This window comes from Nonomuraea sp. CA-218870, from assembly GCF_050936535.1.
Lineage (GTDB): Bacteria > Actinomycetota > Actinomycetes > Streptosporangiales > Streptosporangiaceae > Nonomuraea > Nonomuraea corallina.
Map to the genome: position 1 here is coordinate 791,845 of NZ_JBNJMN010000002.1, position 19,220 is coordinate 811,064.

Below are 19,220 nucleotides of genomic sequence, written 5' to 3' on the forward strand. Positions count from 1 at the left end.
TAGTTCGCCGTGGTTCGCCGGATTCGCCGTCAGTCGTTCACGTTGGCGCACACCACGTGCGCGCCGATCTCCACCATGCGGCGTTCGCTGCGCGCGTCGGCCACCCTGGCCATGAGGATCGGCGCCCCGCTGGCCGCGAGCTGCGGGAGCCTGGCCCGCACGCCGCGATGCAGGTCGCGCACCACGTCCTCGGCGGCCGACATGTGCACCTTGACGTGCAGCATGATCCCGGGAGCGCCGGAGGCGGTGCGGGCCTCGGAGATCCACACGTGGTGGACCAGCGGGAAGTCCATGAGCAGCTGCGCGACGGCCTGGCGCAGCGCGGGCAGGATCGGGTGCGAGCATCGCCGGTAACCGGGGTCCACCTGCTGCATCGGCCCCGACAGGTGCGGCCGGGGGGCGGGGATCCACGGGATCGACGGCGCCTCCTGCTGCCTCGGCGCTGCGGCGATCGTGCCGCTGCGCGACACCGTGGCCATGGCGCCCGTCGCGTAGGCGGCGGGGGCGGCCCCCGACAGCACGGGGGTGGGCCCGGTGCGGGTCGAGGTGAGGAAGCGCTGGAGATCGTCGATGGGCACGGCGGCCGCGGCGGGGCCGGCGGCGTCGATCACGATCTCCCGCACGCCGGTGACGCGCTGGATGTCGAGGATGGTGTCGGCATCGCACGCCGACAGCGAATGGCTGCCGTGGTGCCTGGCGTAGGTCGCCGCGCTGGTGTATCCGAGCAGCACCCGGTCACCGGCCTGGGTGGTGCCCAGGACGACGGATCGGTCTGGTCGCACGGCCACCAGGACTCCACCGTCGGCCAGAGCCGCCAGCAACCGGTGCGGGGCACCATGCTGGGCGAGCACGTCGGCAAGCGCAGGGTTCCCGATGCTCATATGACGAACCATAGGTAGTCGGCCACGGCTTATCAGGCTAATGGCGAATAATTCTCCCGATCAAGATGAAGATGGCTCTGGTGTGGATGACTTTCTGTCCGCCTGGGTACGAGGCGTCTCGTCTCAGATGCCGAGCCTTCGTGAAAGCGTTCACAAGCCACCGATAGACTCGGAACGAACCCGGGGGCCCATCGACGTGTCCCTGACGCCCGCCGCACGCCACTAAGGACTCACGCTCGTGAACAAGCCCGTCGTACTGGTCGCAGAGGAGCTGTCCGAGGCCGGCCTCGCCGTCCTCGGCGCCGATTTCGAGGTCCGCCACACCGACGGCGCCGATCGGTCCCAGCTGCTGCCCGCCCTCGCCGACGTGGACGCGCTCATCGTCCGGTCCGCCACGAAGGTCGACGCCGAGGCGATCGCCGCCGCGCCCAAGCTGCGCGTGGTGGCCCGGGCCGGCGTCGGACTGGACAACGTCGACGTCGAGGCGGCCACCAAGGCCGGCGTCATGGTGGTCAACGCGCCCACCTCCAACATCACCAGCGCCGCCGAGCAGACCGTCGCGCTCATCCTGGCCAGCGCCCGCAACACCGCGCAGGCACACGCCGCGCTCAAGAACGGCGAGTGGAAGCGGTCCAAGTACACCGGCGTCGAGCTCGACGAGAAGGTCGTCGCCATCCTCGGCCTGGGCAAGATCGGCCAGCTCGTGGCGCAGCGGCTGCAGCCGTTCGGCGTCGAGCTGATCGCCTACGACCCCTACCTGCCGCCGGCCCGCGCCGCGCAGATGGGCGTCAAGCTCATGAGCCTGGACGAGGTGCTCAAGCAGGCGGACTTCATCACCGTCCACCTGCCCAAGACCAAGGAGACCCTGGGGCTCATCGGCGACCGCGAGCTGCACGAGGTCAAGCCCTCGGTGCGGATCATCAACGTGGCCCGCGGCGGCATCGTCGACGAGGCCGCCCTCTACTCGGCGATCAAGGAAGGCCGGGTGGCCGGCGCCGGCCTCGACGTGTTCGCCAAGGAGCCGTGCACCGACAGCCCGCTCTTCGAGCTGGACCAGGTCGTCGTCACGCCCCACCTGGGCGCCTCCACCCACGAGGCCCAGGAGAAGGCCGGCACCCAGGTCGCCAGGAGCGTCAAGCTCGCGCTGGCCGGGGAGTTCGTGCCCGACGCGGTCAACGTCCAGGGCGGCGCTGTCGCCGAGGACGTCAAGCCGGGCCTGCCTCTGGCCGAGAAGCTGGGCCGGGTCTTCACCGCGCTGGCCGGCGAGGTGGCCACCAAGCTCGACGTCGAGGTGCGCGGCGAGATCGCCGCGCAGGACGTGCGGGTCATCGAGCTGGCCGCGCTCAAGGGCGTCTTCACCGACGTGATCGAGGAGCAGGTCACGTACGTCAACGCGCCGCTGCTGGCCAAGGACCGGGGCATCAGCGTCGAGCTGGTCACCAGCTCCGACAGCCCCGACTGGCGCAACGTGGTGACCGTCCGCGGCGTGCTGGCCGACGGCCGCCAGGTCTCGGTCTCCGGCACGCTCTCCGGCCCCCGGCAGATCACCAAGATCGTCGAGGTCAACGGCTATCCGATGGAGATCGAGCCGACCGCCCACCTGTCGTTCTTCACCTACACTGACCGGCCGGGCATGGTCGGCGTGGTCGGCCGCATCCTCGGCGAGCAGGGCATCAACATCGCCTCCATGCAGGTCTCCCGCCACGCCAAGGGCGGCAAGGCGCTCATCGCGCTGACCGTCGACACGGCCATCCCGGCCGAGGTGGTCGAGCAGATCGGCCAGGAGATCGGCGCCGAGAGCGGACGTTCGGTCGATCTGGAGGACTGATCCACCGAGAGGCTGACGGCCGCCGCCGGGACTCCGGCGGCGGCCGCCTTGTTGTCTCGGCATGCGAGATGCTAGGACGCCCAACGAGATGCTCGGGTAATCTGACAGGTGATGCGTCAGGTGCTCGTACTCATTACCTGCCGCGGCGGGGCCTGTTAGGGCAGGTCGACGACCCGCCGCGGTGAGCGGCGTCGTGTCGGCCGGTAAGCCCCATCGCCCGGTCCGTGACCCGGACCGGCGAGATCAGGTCCGGTCGGGTCCGCGACCGGGGTTCCGACTCACTGCAACCACACACCCCGCGAAAGAGATGATCATCATGCGCGAGTACACCGCCGACGAGCACCGCGACGAGGCCGCCGAGGCCCTGCAGACCGCCCTGGACCGCCGTGACAACGGCGGCGCGCCTGAGAGCTCCAGCCGGTAGAGGACGGCCGCCCGCCGCATCGGGGGCACCGCTTCCGCCGGCCCGGTGGTCAGGCGCGGTCCTCTGGAGAGCCGGTCGCGGCCCGGCAGGCCGAGCGCGCCGGTGGCGAGGAGCGTGGCCTTGCCGTCGAGACACACCTTCTCGGCCGCCATGACGCCACGGTGCGCCTCCGGTGTGAAAGATTGAGCTCGGCAGCAGTGCCACATGTCCACAAGATGAGATCAAGTGTTCGTCTGTCGAGACGAGCCGGTAAGGTACACCCATGGAGTCGCGCAACATCCGCCTGGCCGTCATCCCGGGAGACGGCATCGGCACCGAGGTGGTGGCCGAGGGGCTGAAGGTCCTCGAGGCCGTCGGCACCAAGATCGATGCCACCCACTACGACCTGGGGGCCGCCCGCTACCACCGCACCGGTGAGACCCTGCCGGATTCCGTGCTGGAGGAGCTGCGCGGTTACGACGCCATCCTGCTCGGCGCCGTCGGCGACCCCAGCGTCCCGCCGGGCGTGCTGGAGCGCGACCTGCTGCTCAAGATCCGCTTTGCCTTCGACCACTATGTCAACCTGCGCCCGGTCAAGCTCTTCCCGGGCGTCGAGACGCCGCTGGCCGACACCCCGGCCGAGGACATCGACATGGTCGTCATCCGCGAGGGCACCGAGGGCCTCTACGCCGGCACCGGCGGCACCATGCGCCGTGACACCCCGTACGAGATCGCCACCCAGGAGTCGCTCAACACCGCCCACGGCGTCGAGCGGGTGGTGCGCTACGCGTTCGAGAAGGCCCGCTCGCGTCCGCGCAAGAAGCTCACCCTGGTCCACAAGACCAACGTGCTCACCTTCGCCGGCGACCTCTGGCAGCGCACCGTCAACCGGGTCGCTGAGGAGTACCCCGACGTCACGACCGACTACAGCCACGTCGACGCCGCCTCGATGTTCTTCGTCACCCAGCCCGAGCGGTTCGACGTGGTCGTCACCGACAACCTCTTCGGCGACATCATCACCGACCTCGGCGCCGCCATCGCCGGCGGCATCGGGCTGGCCGCCAGCGGCAACATCAACCCCGAGGGCACCGCGCCGAGCATGTTCGAGCCGGTCCACGGCAGCGCGCCCGACATCGCCGGGCAGGGCAAGGCCGACCCCACCGCCACCATCCTGTCCGTCGCCATGATGCTCGACCACCTGGGCCTGCGCGACGAGGCGGCCAAGGTCGAGCAGGCCGTCGCCGACGACATCGTGGAGCGGCTGGCAGGGTGGAGCAGCCGCTCCACCCGCGAGATCGGCGACGACATCACCGAGCGAGTATCGAGCTAGGGGCCGCCCTTGCTCAGAAAGCGCCTGGCGGTCCGTACGAGGACCACCGGGCGCTTTTTCATGTCCAAACGGACAAGTACCCCTTGCAATCCCAAATGGCGAGACAATAGGAAGTACGGACTGCCGTCGCGCGGCAGCCCGCAGGAACCGCAGAGACAAGGACCACCTCATGACCATCGCTCAGAAGCTCAGCTTCGACGTGCAGCTATCCGACCACGCTCGCACCGCGGCCGAGCGCGAGCAGGTGCTGGCCGGCCCCGGCTTCGGGCAGGTCTTCACCGATCACATGGTCTCGATCGACTACACCGAGGGCCGGGGCTGGCATGACGCCAGGCTTGAGCCGTACGCGCCGCTCACCCTCGACCCCGCCACCTCCGTCTTCCACTACGCCCAGGAGCTCTTCGAAGGGCTCAAGGCCTACCGCCAGGTCAACGGCTCGGTGGTGATGTTCCGCCCGTACGCCAACGCCGCGCGGTTCAACCGCTCCGCCGAGCGCATGGCCATGCCCGAGCTGCCCGAGGACACCTTCGTCGAGTCGCTCGAACTCCTCGTCCAGACCGACAGGGACTGGGTGCCCACCACCGAGGGCCACAGCCTCTACCTGCGGCCCTTCATGATCGCCACCCAGGTCGGGCTGGGCGTCAACTGGCCCTCCAAGACCTACCGCTACCTCGTCATCGCCTCGCCCGCGGCGTCCTACTTCACCGGCGGCCTCAAGCCCGTGTCCGTCTGGCTGTCCACCGAGTACACCCGCGCCGCCCCCGGCGGCACCGGCTTCGCCAAGTGCGGCGGCAACTACGCGGCCGCCTTCGTCGCCCAGCGCCAGGCCGTCGAGAACGGCTGCGACCAGGTGGTCTGGCTGGACGCGGCCGAACACCGGTATGTCGAGGAGATGGGCGGGATGAACCTGTTCTTCGTCTTCGGCGACACGCTCGTCACCCCCGCCCTGACCGGCACCCTGCTGCCCGGGATCACCCGCGACTCCATCCTCGCCCTCGCCGACGATCTCGGGCTGCGGGCGGAGGAGCGCGCCATCACCGTCGAGGAGTGGCAGGCCGGGTGCGAGTCCGGCGAGCTCACGGAGGTGTTCGCCTGCGGGACCGCCGCGGTCGTCACCCCCGTCGGGTTCGTCAAGGGGGCCGACCGGTCCTGGACGGTGGGAGAGGGGACGCCGGGTCCGGTGACGATGCGGATCCGGGAGGAGCTGGTGGGCATCCAGTACGGGGCGCGCCCGGACACGCGCGACTGGGTCCACAAGATCGGCTGAACGTCCGGGCGGGCGGGTCAGAGGTTCAGCAGCCTCGTCGTGTCGAGCAGGCAGTCCCATGGGGCCGGGAGTGGCAGCGGAGCGCCCACCGGCTCCACCGTCTCGCACGCGTACCCGCCCGGCTCCGGCCGGCTGTGCAGCTTGAGCAGGCGCTGGAACGGGTCGACCACCAGGTAGAGCGGCACCCCGGCCGGGGCGTAGCCCATCGGCTTGATCACGTGGTCGTCGTAGGCGTTGCCGGCCGAGACCACGTCCACCAGCAGGAGGGTGCTGGCGCCGCGCACGGCCTCGTCGGTCTCCATGACGGGATCCTGCGGCACGACCGTCAGGTCGGGGACGTAACGGTCGGCCTCGTCGCCCAGGTGGACGGTGATGTTGGGCCAGATCTCCCAGCGGCGTTCGGCGACCACGGGCGCGAGCTGGGCGAGGAGCTGGGCGATGACGGTGTTGTGCTGCCAGGTGCCGGGCTCGTTGACCACGATGCGGCCGTTGACCAGCTCGATGCGGAGCTCCGGGAACAGGTCGCGGACGGTGCGGTAGCGCTCTTCGACAGGCCTGATCATGTCCCCGCTCTCGCCGTGGGTCACCATTTCCGTGCAGAGCGTAATCGTCCCTGGTCGCGGGGGCAATGGCCGGGTAAAGGTCAGTCCGGGTCGACGGCGGCGAGGCGGCGGCGCAGGTGGGCGCGTTCCGGTTCGGTGCCCGCCAGGCCGAGCGCCTCGCGGTAGGCCGCCGCGGCCTCCGGCAGTCGGCCGAGCCGTTGCAGCAGGTCGGCCCGGGCCGTGGGATAGGGGGCGTACGCGCGCAGCCGGGGCTCGCCGGCCAGCTCGTCGAGCAGCGCCAGGCCCGCCTCCGGGCCGTCGCGCAGGGCGACGGCCGCCGCCCGGTTCAGCTTCACGACGGGGGAGGGCGCGAGAACGAGCAGGAGGTCGTAGAGCGCCACGATCTGCGGCCAGTCGGTGGTCGCGACGTCCGCGGCCTCGTCGTGCAGCGCGGCGATCGCGGCCTGGACCCCGTACGGGCCGGGCGGGCCGCCGCCCAGCGCGACGGGCACCAGCCGGAGGCCCTCCTCGATCATCGTCCGGTCCCAGCGGCCGCGATCCTGCTCGCCGAGCAGGACGAGCTCGCCGCCGGGGCCGGTGCGGGCGTCGCGCCGGGCGTGGATCAGCAGCATGAGCGCGAGCAGCCCGGCGACCTCGCGCTCGGCGGGCAGCAGGCGACGCAGGATCCTGACCAGGCGGATGGCCTCCTCGGCGAGGCCGGGCCGCTGCAGATCCGGCCCCGCGCTGGCCGCGTACCCCTCGGTGAAGATCGAGTAGATCACCTGGAGCACCCCGGGGAGCCGCTCGGGCAGCTCGTCCCTGCCGGGTGCGCGGAACGGGATGCGCGCCTCGCGGATCTTCCTCTTGGCGCGCACGATCCGCTTGGCCATCGTCGCCTCCGGCACCAGGAAGGCGCGCGCCACCTCCGGGGTGGACAGCCCGGCGAGGCAGCGCAGCGTCAGCGCGCCGCGGTCCTCGGCGTTCAGCGCCGGGTGGGCGCAGGTGAAGAAGAGCTGCAGCCGCTCGTCGGGCAGGTCGCCGCCCGCGCCGGGGGCGGGCGCCGCCCGGTCCGCCTCCACCGCGAGGAGGGCGAGCCGGGCGGCGTACGCCCTGTCACGTCGCAGCCGGTCCACGGCCCGGCGCCGGGCCGTGGTCATCAGCCACGCCCCCGGCCTGGGCGGAACGCCGTCGACCGGCCAGCGCACCAGCGCCGCCTCGATCGCCTCGGACGTGACCTCCTCGGCCAGGTCCAGATCGCCGAAGCGACGCGTGAGGGCGGCGAGCAGCCGGCCGCGTTCCTCGCGGAAGACCGCCTCCACGTGCTCGGCGTGCGGACCGGTCATGTCAGCCCTCGAACTCGGCGATCGGCCGCACCACCACCGAGCCGCCGCCGGTGGCGCCCGGGCAGCGGCCCGCCCAGTCGAGCGCCGCGTCGAGGTCGGGGACGTCGATCACGTAGTAGCCGCCGAGGACCTCGCGGGTCTCGGCGAACGGCCCGTCGGTGATGGTCCGCCGCCCCCCGGCGTCCACCCGCACGACCGTCGCGGTGGTCAGGTCGGCCAGCGAGTGACCGGTCACGAAGATCCCCGCGTCCTTCACGGCCCGGTCGAAGGCCTGCCAGTCCTCGAAGGACGCCTCGCACGCCTCCTCCTGGGCCTCGCCGGTCCCGCCGCTGTTGATCAGCATCATGTACTTCACGTTCTCGCTCCTTCTGTCGTGCCTGTGCCCTGTCTACGAACGGGATCCCGGCGGATGGACAGGCCCGCGGCACGTCTTTCCGCCGGCATCGGATCGGGCGGCGGCGGAGTGGCCGACGTCGTGCCGGGGCCGTGCACCGATCGACCTCATGGGGGTGATTCTGGCCTGAAGCTGCCGGATAACACCCCATGTCCTGGTTCCGGTAGGGTCGCGGCGATCGGTGTACGAGAGCGGGGCGGATGAACAAGAGGGTGGCGGCCGTGGTGGCCGCCGTGGCGGTCCTGGCCGTGATGGCCGTCGTGACGCTGGTCCAGCAGGGGCCGACGTCCGAGGGCGTACGGCTGATGCGGCAGCCCGACGGGTCCATGGTGCTGGCCGACCGGGGCGGGACCGCGCCGGTGCTCGACCTGTACGAGGACTTCGAGTGCCCCGTCTGCAAGGAACTGCACGAACGGGTCGACGACACGATCCAGCGGCTGGCCCGGGAGGGCAAGGTCAAGGTCGTCTACCACCCCGTCACGATCTTCCGCCAGGAGCCGTCCCGGTCGAACTCCGTCAGGGCCGCCGCGGCCGCGCGGTGCGTGCCCGAGTCGAACTGGCTGGCGTTCCGGGACGAGCTGTACGCGATGCAGCCGGCGCCGCACGGCGTGGCGTCCGGATTCACGGTGGCGGAGCTGGTGACCGCCGCGCGGAAGGCCGGCGCGCCCTCCGCCGAATCGTGCGTCACCTCCCAGGCCTACGCGGAGGCGCACCTGCGCGACACCGCCGGCATCCGCATCGAGGGCACGCCGACCGTCGTGCTCGACGGCACGGTGCTCGGCAATGAGGCGTTCGACCCGGCGGCGCTGGAGAAGGCCATCACAGGCGGTGACGGGGTCACCGTCTGACAAAAACTGTCCCGAATCATGAGATCGATGTCCAGAGCACTGAATCCGTGTGGCAGACTCGGGAGCACCATGTTCTACGGTCTGCTCATTATCGGCAGGCGCGCTGGCTGACGCAGGGACACCGCCAGCGCGCAGACCTCTCACGTCCGTGAGGGGTCTTTTTCTTTTCCTCGACTTCCAGAAAGAGAACCCATGGCCGACGACCGGTTCCACGTCTACGACACCACGCTGCGTGACGGCGCACAGCAGGAGGGCCTCAACCTCACGGTGGCCGACAAGCTCGCTGTCGCGCGCCACCTGGACGGACTGGGCGTCGGCTTCATCGAGGGCGGTTGGCCCGGCGCCAACCCCAAGGACACCGAGTTCTTCAGGCGCGCTCGCACAGAGCTCGACCTGAAGCACGCGCAGCTAGCCGCGTTCGGCGCGACCCGCCGGGCAGGTGTGAAGGCGGCCGACGACCCTCTGGTCGCCGCTCTGCGCGAATCCGGCGCGCCGGTCGTGACCCTTGTCGCCAAGAGTCACGACCGGCACGTGGAGCTGGCCCTCCGCACGACTCTCCAGGAGAACCTCGCGATGATCCGCGACACGGTCTCTCACCTTCGTGCGGAGGGTCAGCGCGTTTTCCTCGACGCCGAGCACTTCTTCGACGGCTACACGTCCAACCCAGCCTACGCGCTGGAGGTCGTCAGGACCGCGGCCGAGGCCGGGGCCGACGTGATCGCCCTGTGCGACACCAACGGCGGCATGCTCCCCGACGAGCTGGCCGAGATCGTCCACGCCGCCGTCCAGACCAGCGCCAGGGTCGGCATCCACTGCCACGACGACACCGGCTGCGCGGTCGCCAACACGCTGGCCGCGGTCAAGGCCGGCGCCACCCACGTGCAGGGCTGCGCCAACGGCTACGGCGAGCGCTCCGGCAACGCCAACCTCTTCACCGTGGTCGCCAACCTGCAGCTCAAGCGCGGGTTCGAGCTCGTGCCGCCGCAGGCGCTGGCCGACATGACCCGCATCGCGCACGCGATCACCGAGGTCACCAACGTCACCCCCAACTCCCACGCCCCGTACGTCGGCGCCTCGGCGTTCGCCCACAAGGCCGGCCTGCACGCCAGCGCCATCAAGGTCGACCCCAACCTCTACCAGCACATCGACCCGGCCCAGGTCGGCAACGACATGCGCATGCTGGTCTCCGACATGGCCGGGCGCGCCTCGGTCGAGCTCAAGGGCCGCGAGCTGGGCTACGAGCTCACCCCCGGCAACACCAAGGAGCTGGTCGACCGGGTCAAGGACCTGGAGTCCAAGGGCTTCACGTTCGAGGCCGCCGACGCCTCGTTCGAGCTGCTGCTGCGCGACACCGTACGCGGCGAGCGCAGGCGCCACTTCGACGTCGAGTCCTGGCGGGTCATCGTCGAGCACACCAAGGGCGGTGACCTGGTCAGCGAGGCCACGGTCAAGCTGCACGCCAAGGGCGAGCGGATCGTCGCCACCGGCGAGGGCAACGGCCCCGTCAACGCCCTGGACAGGGCGGTCCGGCTGGGGCTGGAGAAGCTCTACCCCGACCTGGCCAAGGTGGAGCTGGTCGACTACAAGGTCCGCATCCTGGAAGGCACCCACGGCACCGGCGCCGTCACCCGCGTGCTCATCACCTCCAGCGACGACGCCACCGAGTGGTCCACGGTCGGCGTCGGCCAGAACGTCATCGACGCGTCCTGGCAGGCGCTGGAGCAGGCGGTCACGTACGGCCTGCTCCGCGCCGGACACGAGTGCTGATCCCCGGGCGCGTCGTCAGAGGAGGCGCGCCGGGAAGGTCACGCCGTTGACCGTGACCTTCCCGGCCGAGCACGACACCTTCGGGTCGTCCGTGCCCGGCACCACGATCGTCAGCAGCGACGTCGCGGCCGGCGAGACGACGACGTCGGCAGGCTTCTTGGACAGGTAGGTCGGCGACACCCAGCCGAGCCTGCCGCCCCGCTCGACCTTCTGCCCGCCCACCGGCCGGCAGGAGGAGAGCTGCACCAGCGTGACCTTGAACGAGCCGTCGCCGAGCACCACCCGGCCGCCCTGGTTGGAAATCAGCTTCAGGTCCTCGTCGAAGCGCCACAGGTTGCGGATCTTCTTGCCGCCGGCGGCGGTGTCGTGCACCGCCATCACGTCCTCGCCGTGGCCGACGAGCACCGACCGGGTACGGGTGACGCCGTAGGCCTTGTCCGACAGCCGGAACGCCTGGCTGTCCTTGCCGTACACGGCCTTGTCGAGCTTGCTGGCGGTGCGCGGCCGGAACCGCTGGCCCACCACGGTCGGCACGTTGTGCGCCTCGGGGGAGAGGGTCCAGTAGCGGTACGCGCTCTTCTCGTAGGAGTGGAAGCCGGCGTCGACGAGGATGTCGCGGCCCTGGGCGTAGTAGGTGACGCCGAGGTGGTCCTCGTGGCCGTGGTCCTTCATGCCGGGGCCGAACCTGATCGAGTAGTACGCCGAGTCGCGCTTGTCCCAGTCGGTGCGGCCGTACACGTATCCGGCCCGGTACGTGCGGACCTTCTCCTTCGGCGTGCCCGCGTCCATCTTCGGCTCGGTCTCGGCGCTGCCGTCGCCGATCGGCACCATGTAGCCGTTCGGCTGGGTGGAGTGGGCGATGAAGCCCTTGAGCGCCTCGGCCCGCCTGCCGATCTCGCCGGGCACCTTACGGCCGCACGCGCGCATGTTGGTCATCGCGACCTGGAGCCTGCCGTACACGTAGACGGCGTAGCGCGGCGCCTGCTCCATCAGCGCGCCCTGGGCGTCGACGTCCAGCTTCACGGTGCCGGTCAGCCGCCTGGACGCCAGGTCGGACCAGTCCTTGCGGCCGTGGCGGCAGCCGATGGCCATGAGCGCGATGTCCTGGTCGATGCCGTGGTTGTGGCCCTTCTTGTAGAGCCGGGGGTCCGACAGCAGCTTGGCGTGGACGGACAGGCTCTCCTTCAGCCAGCTCTCCTTGACGTGCCTGCTCAGGCAGACGAGCGGCTGGGTGCGCAGCGAGACCGGGTGGTCCTTCCAGACGTAGGACCTGGTGCCGCGGGCGCCGTGCCTGTTGTTCGCCACCCAGTCCTTGGTGATCTCCTTGGCGCGCTCCAGGTAGCGCTTCTCGCCGGTGTTCTCGTACTCGACGACGAGCGTGCCCATCCAGCGCAGCGAGTGGAAGACGTACTCCCACGAGCGGTTCTTGTACGGGCTCGCCGCCCAGTTGATCTTCTTGCCCAGTTTGTAGGCGGGCAGCCCGACCAGCGAGATCTCGCCGCGCATCACGTCGTCGGCCGTGGGGGTGCCGGGCAGCCAGTCGCCCTGGCACTCGGCGGTGCGCTTGACGGGGGCGTCCGCCTGGGCCGGGCTCCCAGCAGCGCCGAGGACGAGCGTGAGAGCAAGGGGGATCGCGAGGCGGCGCACGCCGATTCCTTTCGAGCCAAAGAGGTGAGGGTGAATCATGCTGTCCGAATCCCGATCACCTGGTCAAGTCGGGTGCGCGATCGTCGGCCGCCGATGCCCTCGGGTCCGGTGCCCGTCAGGTCGCCTGCCGGGCACACACTCGGGCACACACTCGGACACGGTATCGGACATGCTGAATGCCATGAGATATGACGACATCGTGCTTCCCGGCACGCCCGTGTGCCAGGCGGCCCGCGAGGTGGCCGCCAAGTACCACACGCCCTCGCTCCTGAACCACTCCATCAGGGCCTACCTGTTCGCCGCCGCCTACGGGCAGGCGAACGGCATCGCGTTCGACGCGGAGCTGCTCTACGTGTCGGCGATGCTGCACGACATGGGCCTGACGCCGGAGTTCGACAGCCATTCGGTGCCGTTCGAGGAGGCGGGCGGCCACCTGGCCTGGGCGTTCACCGCGGGCGCCGGGTGGCCGGAGGAGCGCCGGGTGCGCGCCGCCGAGGTGATCGTCCGTCACATGTGGGACGAGGTGCCGGTGGACCACGACCCGGAGGGCCACCTGCTGGAGCTGTCGACCGCCATGGACATCTCGGGCCGGAGCACCGAGGACATCCCGCCGGACGTGCGGGACGAGGTGCTGCGCCGCTACCCGAGGCTCGACCTGCCCGCGGAGTTCGCCGGGTGCATCAGCGAGCAGGGGCGTCGCAAGCCGTCGAGCGTCGCCGGGTCCGCCCTGCGGGCCGGCGTGCTCGACCGGATCGCCGCCAACCCGCTGGACCGCCTCTGAGGCGGGCTCAGGACGCCGGTGAGGCGTTCTGCACCACCTCGAAGGTCCACACCTCCGAGGCGGAGGCGGCCGGGCCCTGCCCATGCCCGTGCCCGTGTCCGTGCGCCTGGCCCTGCGCATGACCGTGTCCCTCGCCGCCGCGCTCCGCGGCGGCCTGGGCGTGGCCGCGCTGGAAGGCCTGGCTCTCCTGCCAGCGCTGGAAGTCCTCCTCGCTGCGCCAGCGCGTGTAGACGAGGTAGAGGTCGGTGCCCTCGACCGGGCGGAGCAGCTCGAACCACTCGAACCCGTCGGCCGACTCCACCAGCCCCGCCCGGTTCGAGAACCGCTTCTCCAGCGTCTCGCGCATCTCGTCGGGAACGGTCAGCACGTTGATCTTCACCACGGACACGGGAGCTCCTCCAGGACGTTCCGGCGATTGCCCGACAAGCAAATCATGGCGGCGGCCCGTTCCGGGGCGGACCCCGCCGGTGGCGGCGATAGCCTTGTCAGGTGCGTATAGCGAGGTTCTCCGCAGGCGAAGGCGTGGCGTTCGGCGTGGTCGAGGGCGGCCCCGGCGAGGAGGTCGTCTCCGCCGTCGCGGGTCATCCGTTCAACCAGGTGCAGTTCACCGGCGAGCGGTTCCCCCTGTCGCAGGTGAAGCTGCTCGCCCCGATGCTGCCGAGCAAGGTCGTGGCGATCGGCCGCAACTACGCCGAGCACGCCAGGGAGATGGGCAACGAGGTGCCCGACGAGCCGCTGATCTTCCTCAAGCCGTCCACCTCGGTGATCGGTCCCGGCGAGTCCATCGCCTACCCGACGTCGCTCTCCCACCGCGTCGACCACGAGGGCGAGCTGGCCGTCGTGATCGGCAGGCTCTGCCGCGACGTGCCGGTCGAGCGGGTCAAGGACGTCGTCTTCGGCTACACGTGTGCCAACGACGTCACCGCCCGCGACCTGCAGAAGAAGGACGTGCAGTTCACCCGGGCCAAGGGCTTCGACACCTTCTGCCCGCTCGGCCCGTGGATCCGGACCGACCTCGACGCGTCCGACCTGGCGCTCACCACGTCGGTCAACGGCGAGATCCGGCAGAGCGGCCGCACCAGCCAGCTCATCCACGACATCCCCGCCCTGGTCGCCCACGTCAGCGCGGTCATGACGCTGATCCCCGGCGACGTGATCCTGACCGGCACGCCCGCGGGCGTCGGCCCGCTGGAGATCGGCGACGAGGTCAGCGTCGGCATCGAGGGCATCGGCACTCTCACGAACAAGGTGGTTGCACGTGACTGATCTACGGGTGCGCTTCGCCCCGTCCCCGACCGGCATGTTCCACGTGGGCGGCGCCCGCACGGCCCTGTTCAACTGGGCGCTGGCCGAGCAGTCCGGCGGCCGGTTCGTGCTGCGCATCGAGGACACCGACGCGTCGAGAAACCGTCCGGAGTGGACCGAGGGCATCATCTCGGCCCTCGACTGGATCGGCGTCAACGGCACCAACCCCGCGTTCGAGGGCCCCTACTTCCAGTCGACGTTCGAGCCGCAGCACCGCGAGGCGGTGGCCAAGCTGCTGGCCGACGGCAAGGCCTACTACTGCGACTGCACCCGCGAGCGGCTGGTCGCCCGCACCGGCTCCGAGCACCGCGGCTACGACGGCCACTGCCGCGAGCGCGGCCTGACCGCCGGCGCGGTCCGCTTCCGCACTCCCGACGAGGGGGTGACCCTGGTCGAGGACCTGATCCGCGGCAACGTGGAGTTCCCCAACGAGGCGCAGGAAGACTTCGTCATCGCCCGCACCGACGGCTCGCCCCTGTACGTGCTGGCCAACGCGGTCGACGACATCACCCAGGGCATCACCCACGTGGTGCGCGGCGAGGAGCACCTCGGCAACGCCGCCAAGCAGGAGCTGCTCTGGCCGGCGCTGGGCGCCACCCCGCCGGTGTGGGCCCACCTGCCGGTCATCGTCAACGAGCAGCGCAAGAAGCTCTCCAAGCGCCGCGACAAGGTCGCGCTGGAGGACTACCGCGCCGAGGGCTACCTCGCCGAGGCCATGGTCAACTACCTCATGCTGCTCGGCTGGGGCCCGGGGGACGACCGCGAGATCATGCCGTGGTCGGAGATGGTGCCGCTGTTCCGGCTGGAGGACGTCAACTCCTCCAGCGCCTTCTTCGACGAGAAGAAGCTGCGCGCCTTCAACGGCGAGTACATCAGGGCGCTGCCGCTGGAGACGTTCGAGGAGCGCTGCCTGCCCTACCTCGAACCGTCCTGGGACCACGAGCTGTTCAGCAAGGTCGCCCCGCTGGCGCAGACCCGGGTCGCGGTGCTGTCGGAGATCCGGCACAACGTCGACTTCCTGTTCCTGGACGAGCCGGTGTTCGACCAGCCCTCCTGGGACAAGGCGATGAAGAACTCCCCCGAGGAGATCCTCAGCGGCTACCTTGAGCGGCTCGACACCGTGAGCTGGGACCCCGAGTCGCTCAAGGAGGCGCTGGAGGAGGTCGGCGCCGCCCACGGGCTCAAGCTCGGCAAGGCCCAGGCCCCGGTGCGGGTGGCGATCACCGGCCGGACGGTCGGCCTGCCGCTGTTCGAGTCGATCGAGGTGCTCGGCCGCGAGCGCGCCAGGGACCGCGTCCGCGCCGCGCTGTCACGCCTGCGAGGCTGATCGCCGCCCCCCCCGCACGCCCGGGATGTCGCCTCGCGGGACTGGACGTTCCTCTTCGGCTCGTACGGTCGCCCGCATGACGTTCCTCATCACCGGAGCAACCGGATCCGCCGGCCGGCACGTCGTGGCCGAGCTGATCAGGGTGGGCGCGCCCGTGCGGGCGCTCACCCGCGACCCCCGCCGCCGCTGACCTGCCCGCGGGGGTGCAGGTCGTCCGCGGCGACCTCGGCCGCCCGGAGACAGCAGTGGGCGGCCGGGCACGCCGAGGCGTTCCTCTGAGGCCCGCCAGAGCCCGTTGAGAGCCGTCTAGAGCAGGCCGCGTCGCTCCAGCAGCGGGCGGATGCCGGCCTCGCGGCCGCGGAAGGCGCGGAACGACGCCAGCGGGTCCACGCTGCCGCCCCGCGACAGCAGCTCGCGGCGGAAGTGGTCGCCGTTGGCCCGCTTGAGCCCGCCGTTCTCCTTGAACCACTCCACGCTCTCGGCGTCCAGCACCTCGCTCCAGATGTAGGAGTAGTAGCCGGCGCTGTAGCCGCCCGAGAAGATGTGCATGAAGTAGTTGGTCCGGTAGCGCGGCGGGACGAGCGCGAAGGCGATCCCCGCCGCCTCCAGCGCCGCCTTCTCGAACGCCTCGGCGTCGGCCACCTCCTCGCCGGGCTGCAGCTTGTGCCAGGCCCAGTCGAGCAGCGTCGCCGCGAGATACTCGAGCGTCTTGAAGCCCTGGTTGAACCTCTCCGCCGCCTTCAGCTTCTCCACCAGCTCGGCCGGCATCGGCTCGCCGGTCTCGTGGTGGCGGGCGTAGCTCTCCAGGATCTCGGGCCAGGTCAGCCACATCTCGTTGACCTGCGACGGGTACTCCACGAAGTCGCGCGGCACCTTCGTGCCCGACACCCGCGGGAAGCGCACATGGCTGAACAGCCCGTGCAGCGCGTGGCCGAACTCGTGGAAGGCGGTGTTCACCTCGTCGTACGAGAGCAGCGTCGGCCCGGCGGCCGGCTTGGTGATGTTCAGGTTGTTCATCACCACCGGCTTCTCGTCGAACAGGAACGACTGGTCGACCAGGTTGTTCATCCACGCCCCGCCGCGCTTGTTCGCCCTGGCGTACGGGTCCAGCAGGAACAGGCCGAGCGCGGAGCCGTCCTCGTCGAACACCTCGAAGACCCGCACGTCGGCGTGGTAGCCCGTCAGGTCGGGCCGTTCGGTGAAGGTCACCCCGTACAGCAGCGTCGCCGCCTTGAACACCCCGTCGCGGTAAACCCGGTCCAGCTCGAAGTAGGGCCGCATGGCGTCGGCGTCGAGGTCGTAGCGGGCCCGGCGCAGCTTCTCCGCGTAGAAGGACCAGTCCCACGGCTCGATCGCGAACCCCGCCTGCTCGGCCAGCGCCTCCGCCTCCGCCTCGGCGTTGCGCACCGCCGGGCCGACGAGCTGGCCCAGCATCTCCTCGACCGCCTCCACGGTCTTGGCCGTCTGGTCGGCGACCACGTACGCGGCGTGGTTCGGGAAGCCGAGCAGGGCGGCGCGCTCGGCGCGCAGCGTGGCCATCCGGACGGCGAGCCCGAAGTTGGCCGGCGCGCGGCCGACGCTCAGCTCGAACAGGCGCCTGCGCACGTCCCGGTCGGTGAGCTGGGCCAGCGCGGGCTGGTTGGTGAAGTTGAGCAGCGGCAGCACGTAACGGCCGTCCTTCTCCAGCGACCTGACCGTGGCCTCGTCCAGCCCGTCGAGCTCCTTGGCGTCCTCGACCACCAGCGCCGACTCGGTCGAGGCCCTCAGCAGGTTCTGGGAGAACTCGGTCGCCAGCTTGGACAGCTCCTGGTTGAGCCGCCGCAACCGGTCCTGCTCCGGCTCGGTCAGGTCGGCGCCGGCCCTGACGAAGTCCTCGCGGTACTTCTCCAGCAGCCACGCCTGCTCCGGGTCGTCGGTGGTCACCCGCTTGACGCGGGCCCACAGCGCCCGGTCGAGCAGGATCGCGTCGTTGTGCCGGGTCAGCTCGGGCGAGACGCGCTTCTCGATCTCCATGACGGCGTCGGAGGTGTTGGACGCGGCCACGCTGAAGAACACCGTGGCCGTGCGGCGCAGGATCCGGCCGGAGCGCTCCAGCGCGGCGATGGTGTTGTCGAAGGTGGGCGGGTCCTCGTCGCCGGCGATCGCCGCGACCTCGGCCAGGTGCTCGGCCATCCCGCGCTCGAACGCGGGCAGGTAGTGCTCCTCGCGGATCTCGGCGAACGGAGGCAGCCGGTAGGGGAGGCTGCTGGGGGCGAAGAAGGGGTTGTCGGCCAACGCTGGGGCTCCTCCACGAGGCGGTTCGTCCCCTTCAGCTTGGCACGCCCGCAGGGGTGTCGCGGATTCGTTTTGGCCTTACCCCCTCTGCTGGGCTATTCTTTCGGACGTCGCCGAGCGCGCTCCGCAGGGGCTCGCGAGCGGTGGGGTATGGTGTAATTGGCAGCACGACTGATTCTGGTTCAGTTAGTCTAGGTTCGAGTCCTGGTACCCCAGCATGAGACGGATGTCCGATAAGGGCATCCGTTTTTTGGTTCTGTGGAAGAATTCCGAATCCGGCAGCGGGCTTTGGGCCGCTTCGTCGCTCCCTTCGCCCTCCATCTCGTGCTGTTCTTCGTCGCCGCCGTCGTGCTGGGCGGCGTCCTCACCCGCGACGGTCTGTGGAGCCTGGTCATCGCCATGGCCGCCACCGGCGCGCTCGTCGGCGCGCTGGTGTCCCGATACCGCCGCATGGTCCGCGGCACCGTCGTCCGCTTCTCCGACGCGGGGGTGGAGATGACCGACACGTACGGCTTCCGCCTCCGGCTGAAGTGGGCCGACATCGAGCGAGTGGACGCCGTCGAGAGCCGCATGCCCAGCCCCCGGCGCGTGACCCGGCCCGGCGGCGTCCGGGTGCGCGCCGGGGCCATGCAGAGCCTCGGCCTGGTCGGCTGGGGCGAGCGTGAGGTGCCACCGCGCGTCCCCGGCTGGATGCGCGCCCACCTCGCCCGGGTGCCGGTCGATCCCGTCACCGGCCTGCAGTGGCTCGGCATCCCTCTGGGAGCCGTCGAACCGCTGTGGGAACACGGGCGCATGGGCGAGTGGGTGCGCCGTCACCGGCCCGATCTGCTGGCCTGACCCTGACGGCGGAGGACCCCGCTCCTGACGCCCGTCCGGACCGGGATCATGCCCCTTGAGGGGAGGCAAAGCGGTTTGGAGTGCTCCTTGGGGTGCGGTAGAGTTACGTCCGTTGCCGAGGAGGTCCTCGGCACACCGCTTGTGGACAGGGTCCCGTCGTCTAGTGGCCCAGGACGCCGCCCTCTCAAGGCGGTAGCGCCGGTTCGAATCCGGTCGGGACTACCACTGTCGCAAGCTCACGAAGGTCCCGTCGTCTAGTGGCCCAGGACGCCGCCCTCTCAAGGCGGTAGCGCCGGTTCGAATCCGGTCGGGACTACGCCTTCGACGAAGACCCGGTCCGCGGACCGGGTCTTTTCGCTTTTCCGGCCGGTCGCTTTTCCTGAACCCGGTCGCCTTTTTCGAACGTCCCGCTTTTCCGGGAAACCCGCCGCCCCCGGAACCGGGCG

At 70.4% G+C, this 19,220-nt stretch carries 17 protein-coding genes and 3 tRNA genes; 13 read left to right on the forward strand and 7 right to left on the reverse strand.

Annotated elements, in window-relative coordinates:
• Nucleotides 1-29: 29 nt before the first annotated feature.
• Complete coding sequence (locus ACQEUU_RS32350) at nt 30-881, reverse strand: hypothetical protein (RefSeq protein WP_433072949.1); 852 nt, start codon at nt 879-881, stop codon at nt 30-32.
• A gap of 238 nt (nt 882-1,119) precedes the next feature.
• Between ACQEUU_RS32350 and serA the strand changes: the two genes are divergently transcribed.
• From serA to ACQEUU_RS32365, 3 genes are all read left to right on the forward strand, one after another.
• A complete protein-coding gene (gene serA / locus ACQEUU_RS32355; RefSeq protein ID WP_433072951.1) occupies nt 1,120-2,709 on the forward strand; it encodes a phosphoglycerate dehydrogenase in 1,590 nt (529 codons plus the stop codon).
• A gap of 686 nt (nt 2,710-3,395) precedes the next feature.
• The gene (locus ACQEUU_RS32360; protein WP_433072953.1) at nt 3,396-4,442 is read left to right on the forward strand and encodes a 3-isopropylmalate dehydrogenase; all 1,047 of its coding nucleotides are present in this window, start codon (nt 3,396-3,398) and stop codon (nt 4,440-4,442) included.
• 169 nt (nt 4,443-4,611) lie between these two features.
• On the forward strand, nt 4,612-5,709 hold the full coding sequence (locus tag ACQEUU_RS32365) for a branched-chain amino acid aminotransferase (protein WP_433072955.1): 1,098 nt from the start codon (nt 4,612-4,614) through the stop codon (nt 5,707-5,709).
• Between the two features lie 17 nt (nt 5,710-5,726).
• Here the strand turns inward: ACQEUU_RS32365 and ACQEUU_RS32370 are convergent, their stop codons facing one another.
• The 3 genes from ACQEUU_RS32370 to ACQEUU_RS32380 form a co-directional block, all read right to left on the reverse strand.
• A complete protein-coding gene (locus tag ACQEUU_RS32370; protein ID WP_433072957.1) occupies nt 5,727-6,272 on the reverse strand; it encodes a Uma2 family endonuclease in 546 nt (181 codons plus the stop codon).
• Nucleotides 6,273-6,352: 80 nt separating this feature from the next.
• A complete protein-coding gene (locus tag ACQEUU_RS32375) occupies nt 6,353-7,594 on the reverse strand; it encodes an RNA polymerase sigma factor (protein ID WP_433072959.1) in 1,242 nt (413 codons plus the stop codon).
• 1 nt (nt 7,595) lies between these two features.
• Complete coding sequence (locus ACQEUU_RS32380; protein ID WP_433074459.1) at nt 7,596-7,940, reverse strand: YciI family protein; 345 nt, start codon at nt 7,938-7,940, stop codon at nt 7,596-7,598.
• Between the two features lie 248 nt (nt 7,941-8,188).
• Between ACQEUU_RS32380 and ACQEUU_RS32385 the strand changes: the two genes are divergently transcribed.
• Nucleotides 8,189-8,836 carry a DsbA family protein gene (locus tag ACQEUU_RS32385; protein ID WP_433072961.1) on the forward strand — a complete coding sequence of 216 codons (648 nt, stop codon included), beginning with the start codon at nt 8,189-8,191 and terminating at the stop codon, nt 8,834-8,836.
• Nucleotides 8,837-9,028: 192 nt separating this feature from the next.
• Nucleotides 9,029-10,603 (forward strand): citramalate synthase, encoded by a 1,575-nt coding sequence (gene cimA / locus ACQEUU_RS32390; RefSeq protein WP_433072963.1) that lies wholly within the window; start codon nt 9,029-9,031, stop codon nt 10,601-10,603.
• Nucleotides 10,604-10,618: 15 nt separating this feature from the next.
• Here the strand turns inward: cimA and ACQEUU_RS32395 are convergent, their stop codons facing one another.
• Nucleotides 10,619-12,250: a heparinase II/III family protein gene (locus tag ACQEUU_RS32395; protein ID WP_433072965.1), complete on the reverse strand. Its 1,632-nt coding sequence runs from the start codon at nt 12,248-12,250 to the stop codon at nt 10,619-10,621.
• 181 nt (nt 12,251-12,431) lie between these two features.
• Between ACQEUU_RS32395 and ACQEUU_RS32400 the strand changes: the two genes are divergently transcribed.
• Nucleotides 12,432-13,031, forward strand: a complete 600-nt coding sequence (locus ACQEUU_RS32400) for an HD domain-containing protein (protein WP_433072967.1) — start codon at nt 12,432-12,434, stop codon at nt 13,029-13,031.
• Nucleotides 13,032-13,038: 7 nt separating this feature from the next.
• Here the strand turns inward: ACQEUU_RS32400 and ACQEUU_RS32405 are convergent, their stop codons facing one another.
• The gene (locus ACQEUU_RS32405; RefSeq protein ID WP_433072969.1) at nt 13,039-13,419 is read right to left on the reverse strand and encodes an antibiotic biosynthesis monooxygenase family protein; all 381 of its coding nucleotides are present in this window, start codon (nt 13,417-13,419) and stop codon (nt 13,039-13,041) included.
• Nucleotides 13,420-13,520: 101 nt separating this feature from the next.
• On the opposite strand from ACQEUU_RS32405, the gene ACQEUU_RS32410 reads away from it, so the two are divergent.
• From ACQEUU_RS32410 to ACQEUU_RS32420, 3 genes are all read left to right on the forward strand, one after another.
• A complete protein-coding gene (locus ACQEUU_RS32410) occupies nt 13,521-14,297 on the forward strand; it encodes a fumarylacetoacetate hydrolase family protein (RefSeq protein ID WP_433072971.1) in 777 nt (258 codons plus the stop codon).
• Complete coding sequence (gene gltX, locus ACQEUU_RS32415) at nt 14,290-15,663, forward strand: glutamate--tRNA ligase (protein ID WP_433072973.1); 1,374 nt, start codon at nt 14,290-14,292, stop codon at nt 15,661-15,663. Before ACQEUU_RS32410 ends, gltX begins: the two co-directional genes overlap by 8 nt.
• Before the next feature lie 76 nt (nt 15,664-15,739).
• The gene (locus tag ACQEUU_RS32420) at nt 15,740-15,853 is read left to right on the forward strand and encodes an NmrA family NAD(P)-binding protein (protein ID WP_433072975.1); all 114 of its coding nucleotides are present in this window, start codon (nt 15,740-15,742) and stop codon (nt 15,851-15,853) included.
• Between the two features lie 116 nt (nt 15,854-15,969).
• Here the strand turns inward: ACQEUU_RS32420 and ACQEUU_RS32425 are convergent, their stop codons facing one another.
• Nucleotides 15,970-17,937, reverse strand: a complete 1,968-nt coding sequence (locus ACQEUU_RS32425) for a M3 family metallopeptidase (RefSeq protein ID WP_433072977.1) — start codon at nt 17,935-17,937, stop codon at nt 15,970-15,972.
• Between the two features lie 144 nt (nt 17,938-18,081).
• Here ACQEUU_RS32425 and ACQEUU_RS32430 point away from each other — a divergent pair.
• From ACQEUU_RS32430 to ACQEUU_RS32445, 4 genes are all read left to right on the forward strand, one after another.
• Nucleotides 18,082-18,153, forward strand: a tRNA-Gln gene (locus tag ACQEUU_RS32430).
• Between the two features lie 42 nt (nt 18,154-18,195).
• Nucleotides 18,196-18,774 (forward strand): hypothetical protein, encoded by a 579-nt coding sequence (locus ACQEUU_RS32435; RefSeq protein ID WP_433072979.1) that lies wholly within the window; start codon nt 18,196-18,198, stop codon nt 18,772-18,774.
• Between the two features lie 149 nt (nt 18,775-18,923).
• Nucleotides 18,924-18,999 (forward strand) — tRNA-Glu (locus ACQEUU_RS32440).
• 18 nt (nt 19,000-19,017) lie between these two features.
• A tRNA-Glu gene (locus ACQEUU_RS32445) sits at nt 19,018-19,090 on the forward strand.
• The last annotated feature ends 130 nt before the right edge of the window (nt 19,091-19,220 follow it).

Coding starts and splice junctions, on each gene's coding strand:
- ACQEUU_RS32375 (WP_433072959.1), bottom strand. CDS start 7,594: ATGACCGGTCCGCACGCCGAGCACGTGGAGGCGGTCTTCCGCGAGGAA.
- ACQEUU_RS32365 (WP_433072955.1), top strand. CDS start 4,612: ATGACCATCGCTCAGAAGCTCAGCTTCGACGTGCAGCTATCCGACCAC.
- ACQEUU_RS32370 (WP_433072957.1), bottom strand. CDS start 6,272: ATGATCAGGCCTGTCGAAGAGCGCTACCGCACCGTCCGCGACCTGTTC.
- ACQEUU_RS32420 (WP_433072975.1), top strand. CDS start 15,740: ATGACGTTCCTCATCACCGGAGCAACCGGATCCGCCGGCCGGCACGTC.
- ACQEUU_RS32350 (WP_433072949.1), bottom strand. CDS start 881: ATGAGCATCGGGAACCCTGCGCTTGCCGACGTGCTCGCCCAGCATGGT.
- ACQEUU_RS32385 (WP_433072961.1), top strand. CDS start 8,189: ATGAACAAGAGGGTGGCGGCCGTGGTGGCCGCCGTGGCGGTCCTGGCC.
- cimA (WP_433072963.1), top strand. CDS start 9,029: ATGGCCGACGACCGGTTCCACGTCTACGACACCACGCTGCGTGACGGC.
- ACQEUU_RS32380 (WP_433074459.1), bottom strand. CDS start 7,940: ATGATGCTGATCAACAGCGGCGGGACCGGCGAGGCCCAGGAGGAGGCG.
- ACQEUU_RS32400 (WP_433072967.1), top strand. CDS start 12,432: ATGAGATATGACGACATCGTGCTTCCCGGCACGCCCGTGTGCCAGGCG.
- ACQEUU_RS32360 (WP_433072953.1), top strand. CDS start 3,396: ATGGAGTCGCGCAACATCCGCCTGGCCGTCATCCCGGGAGACGGCATC.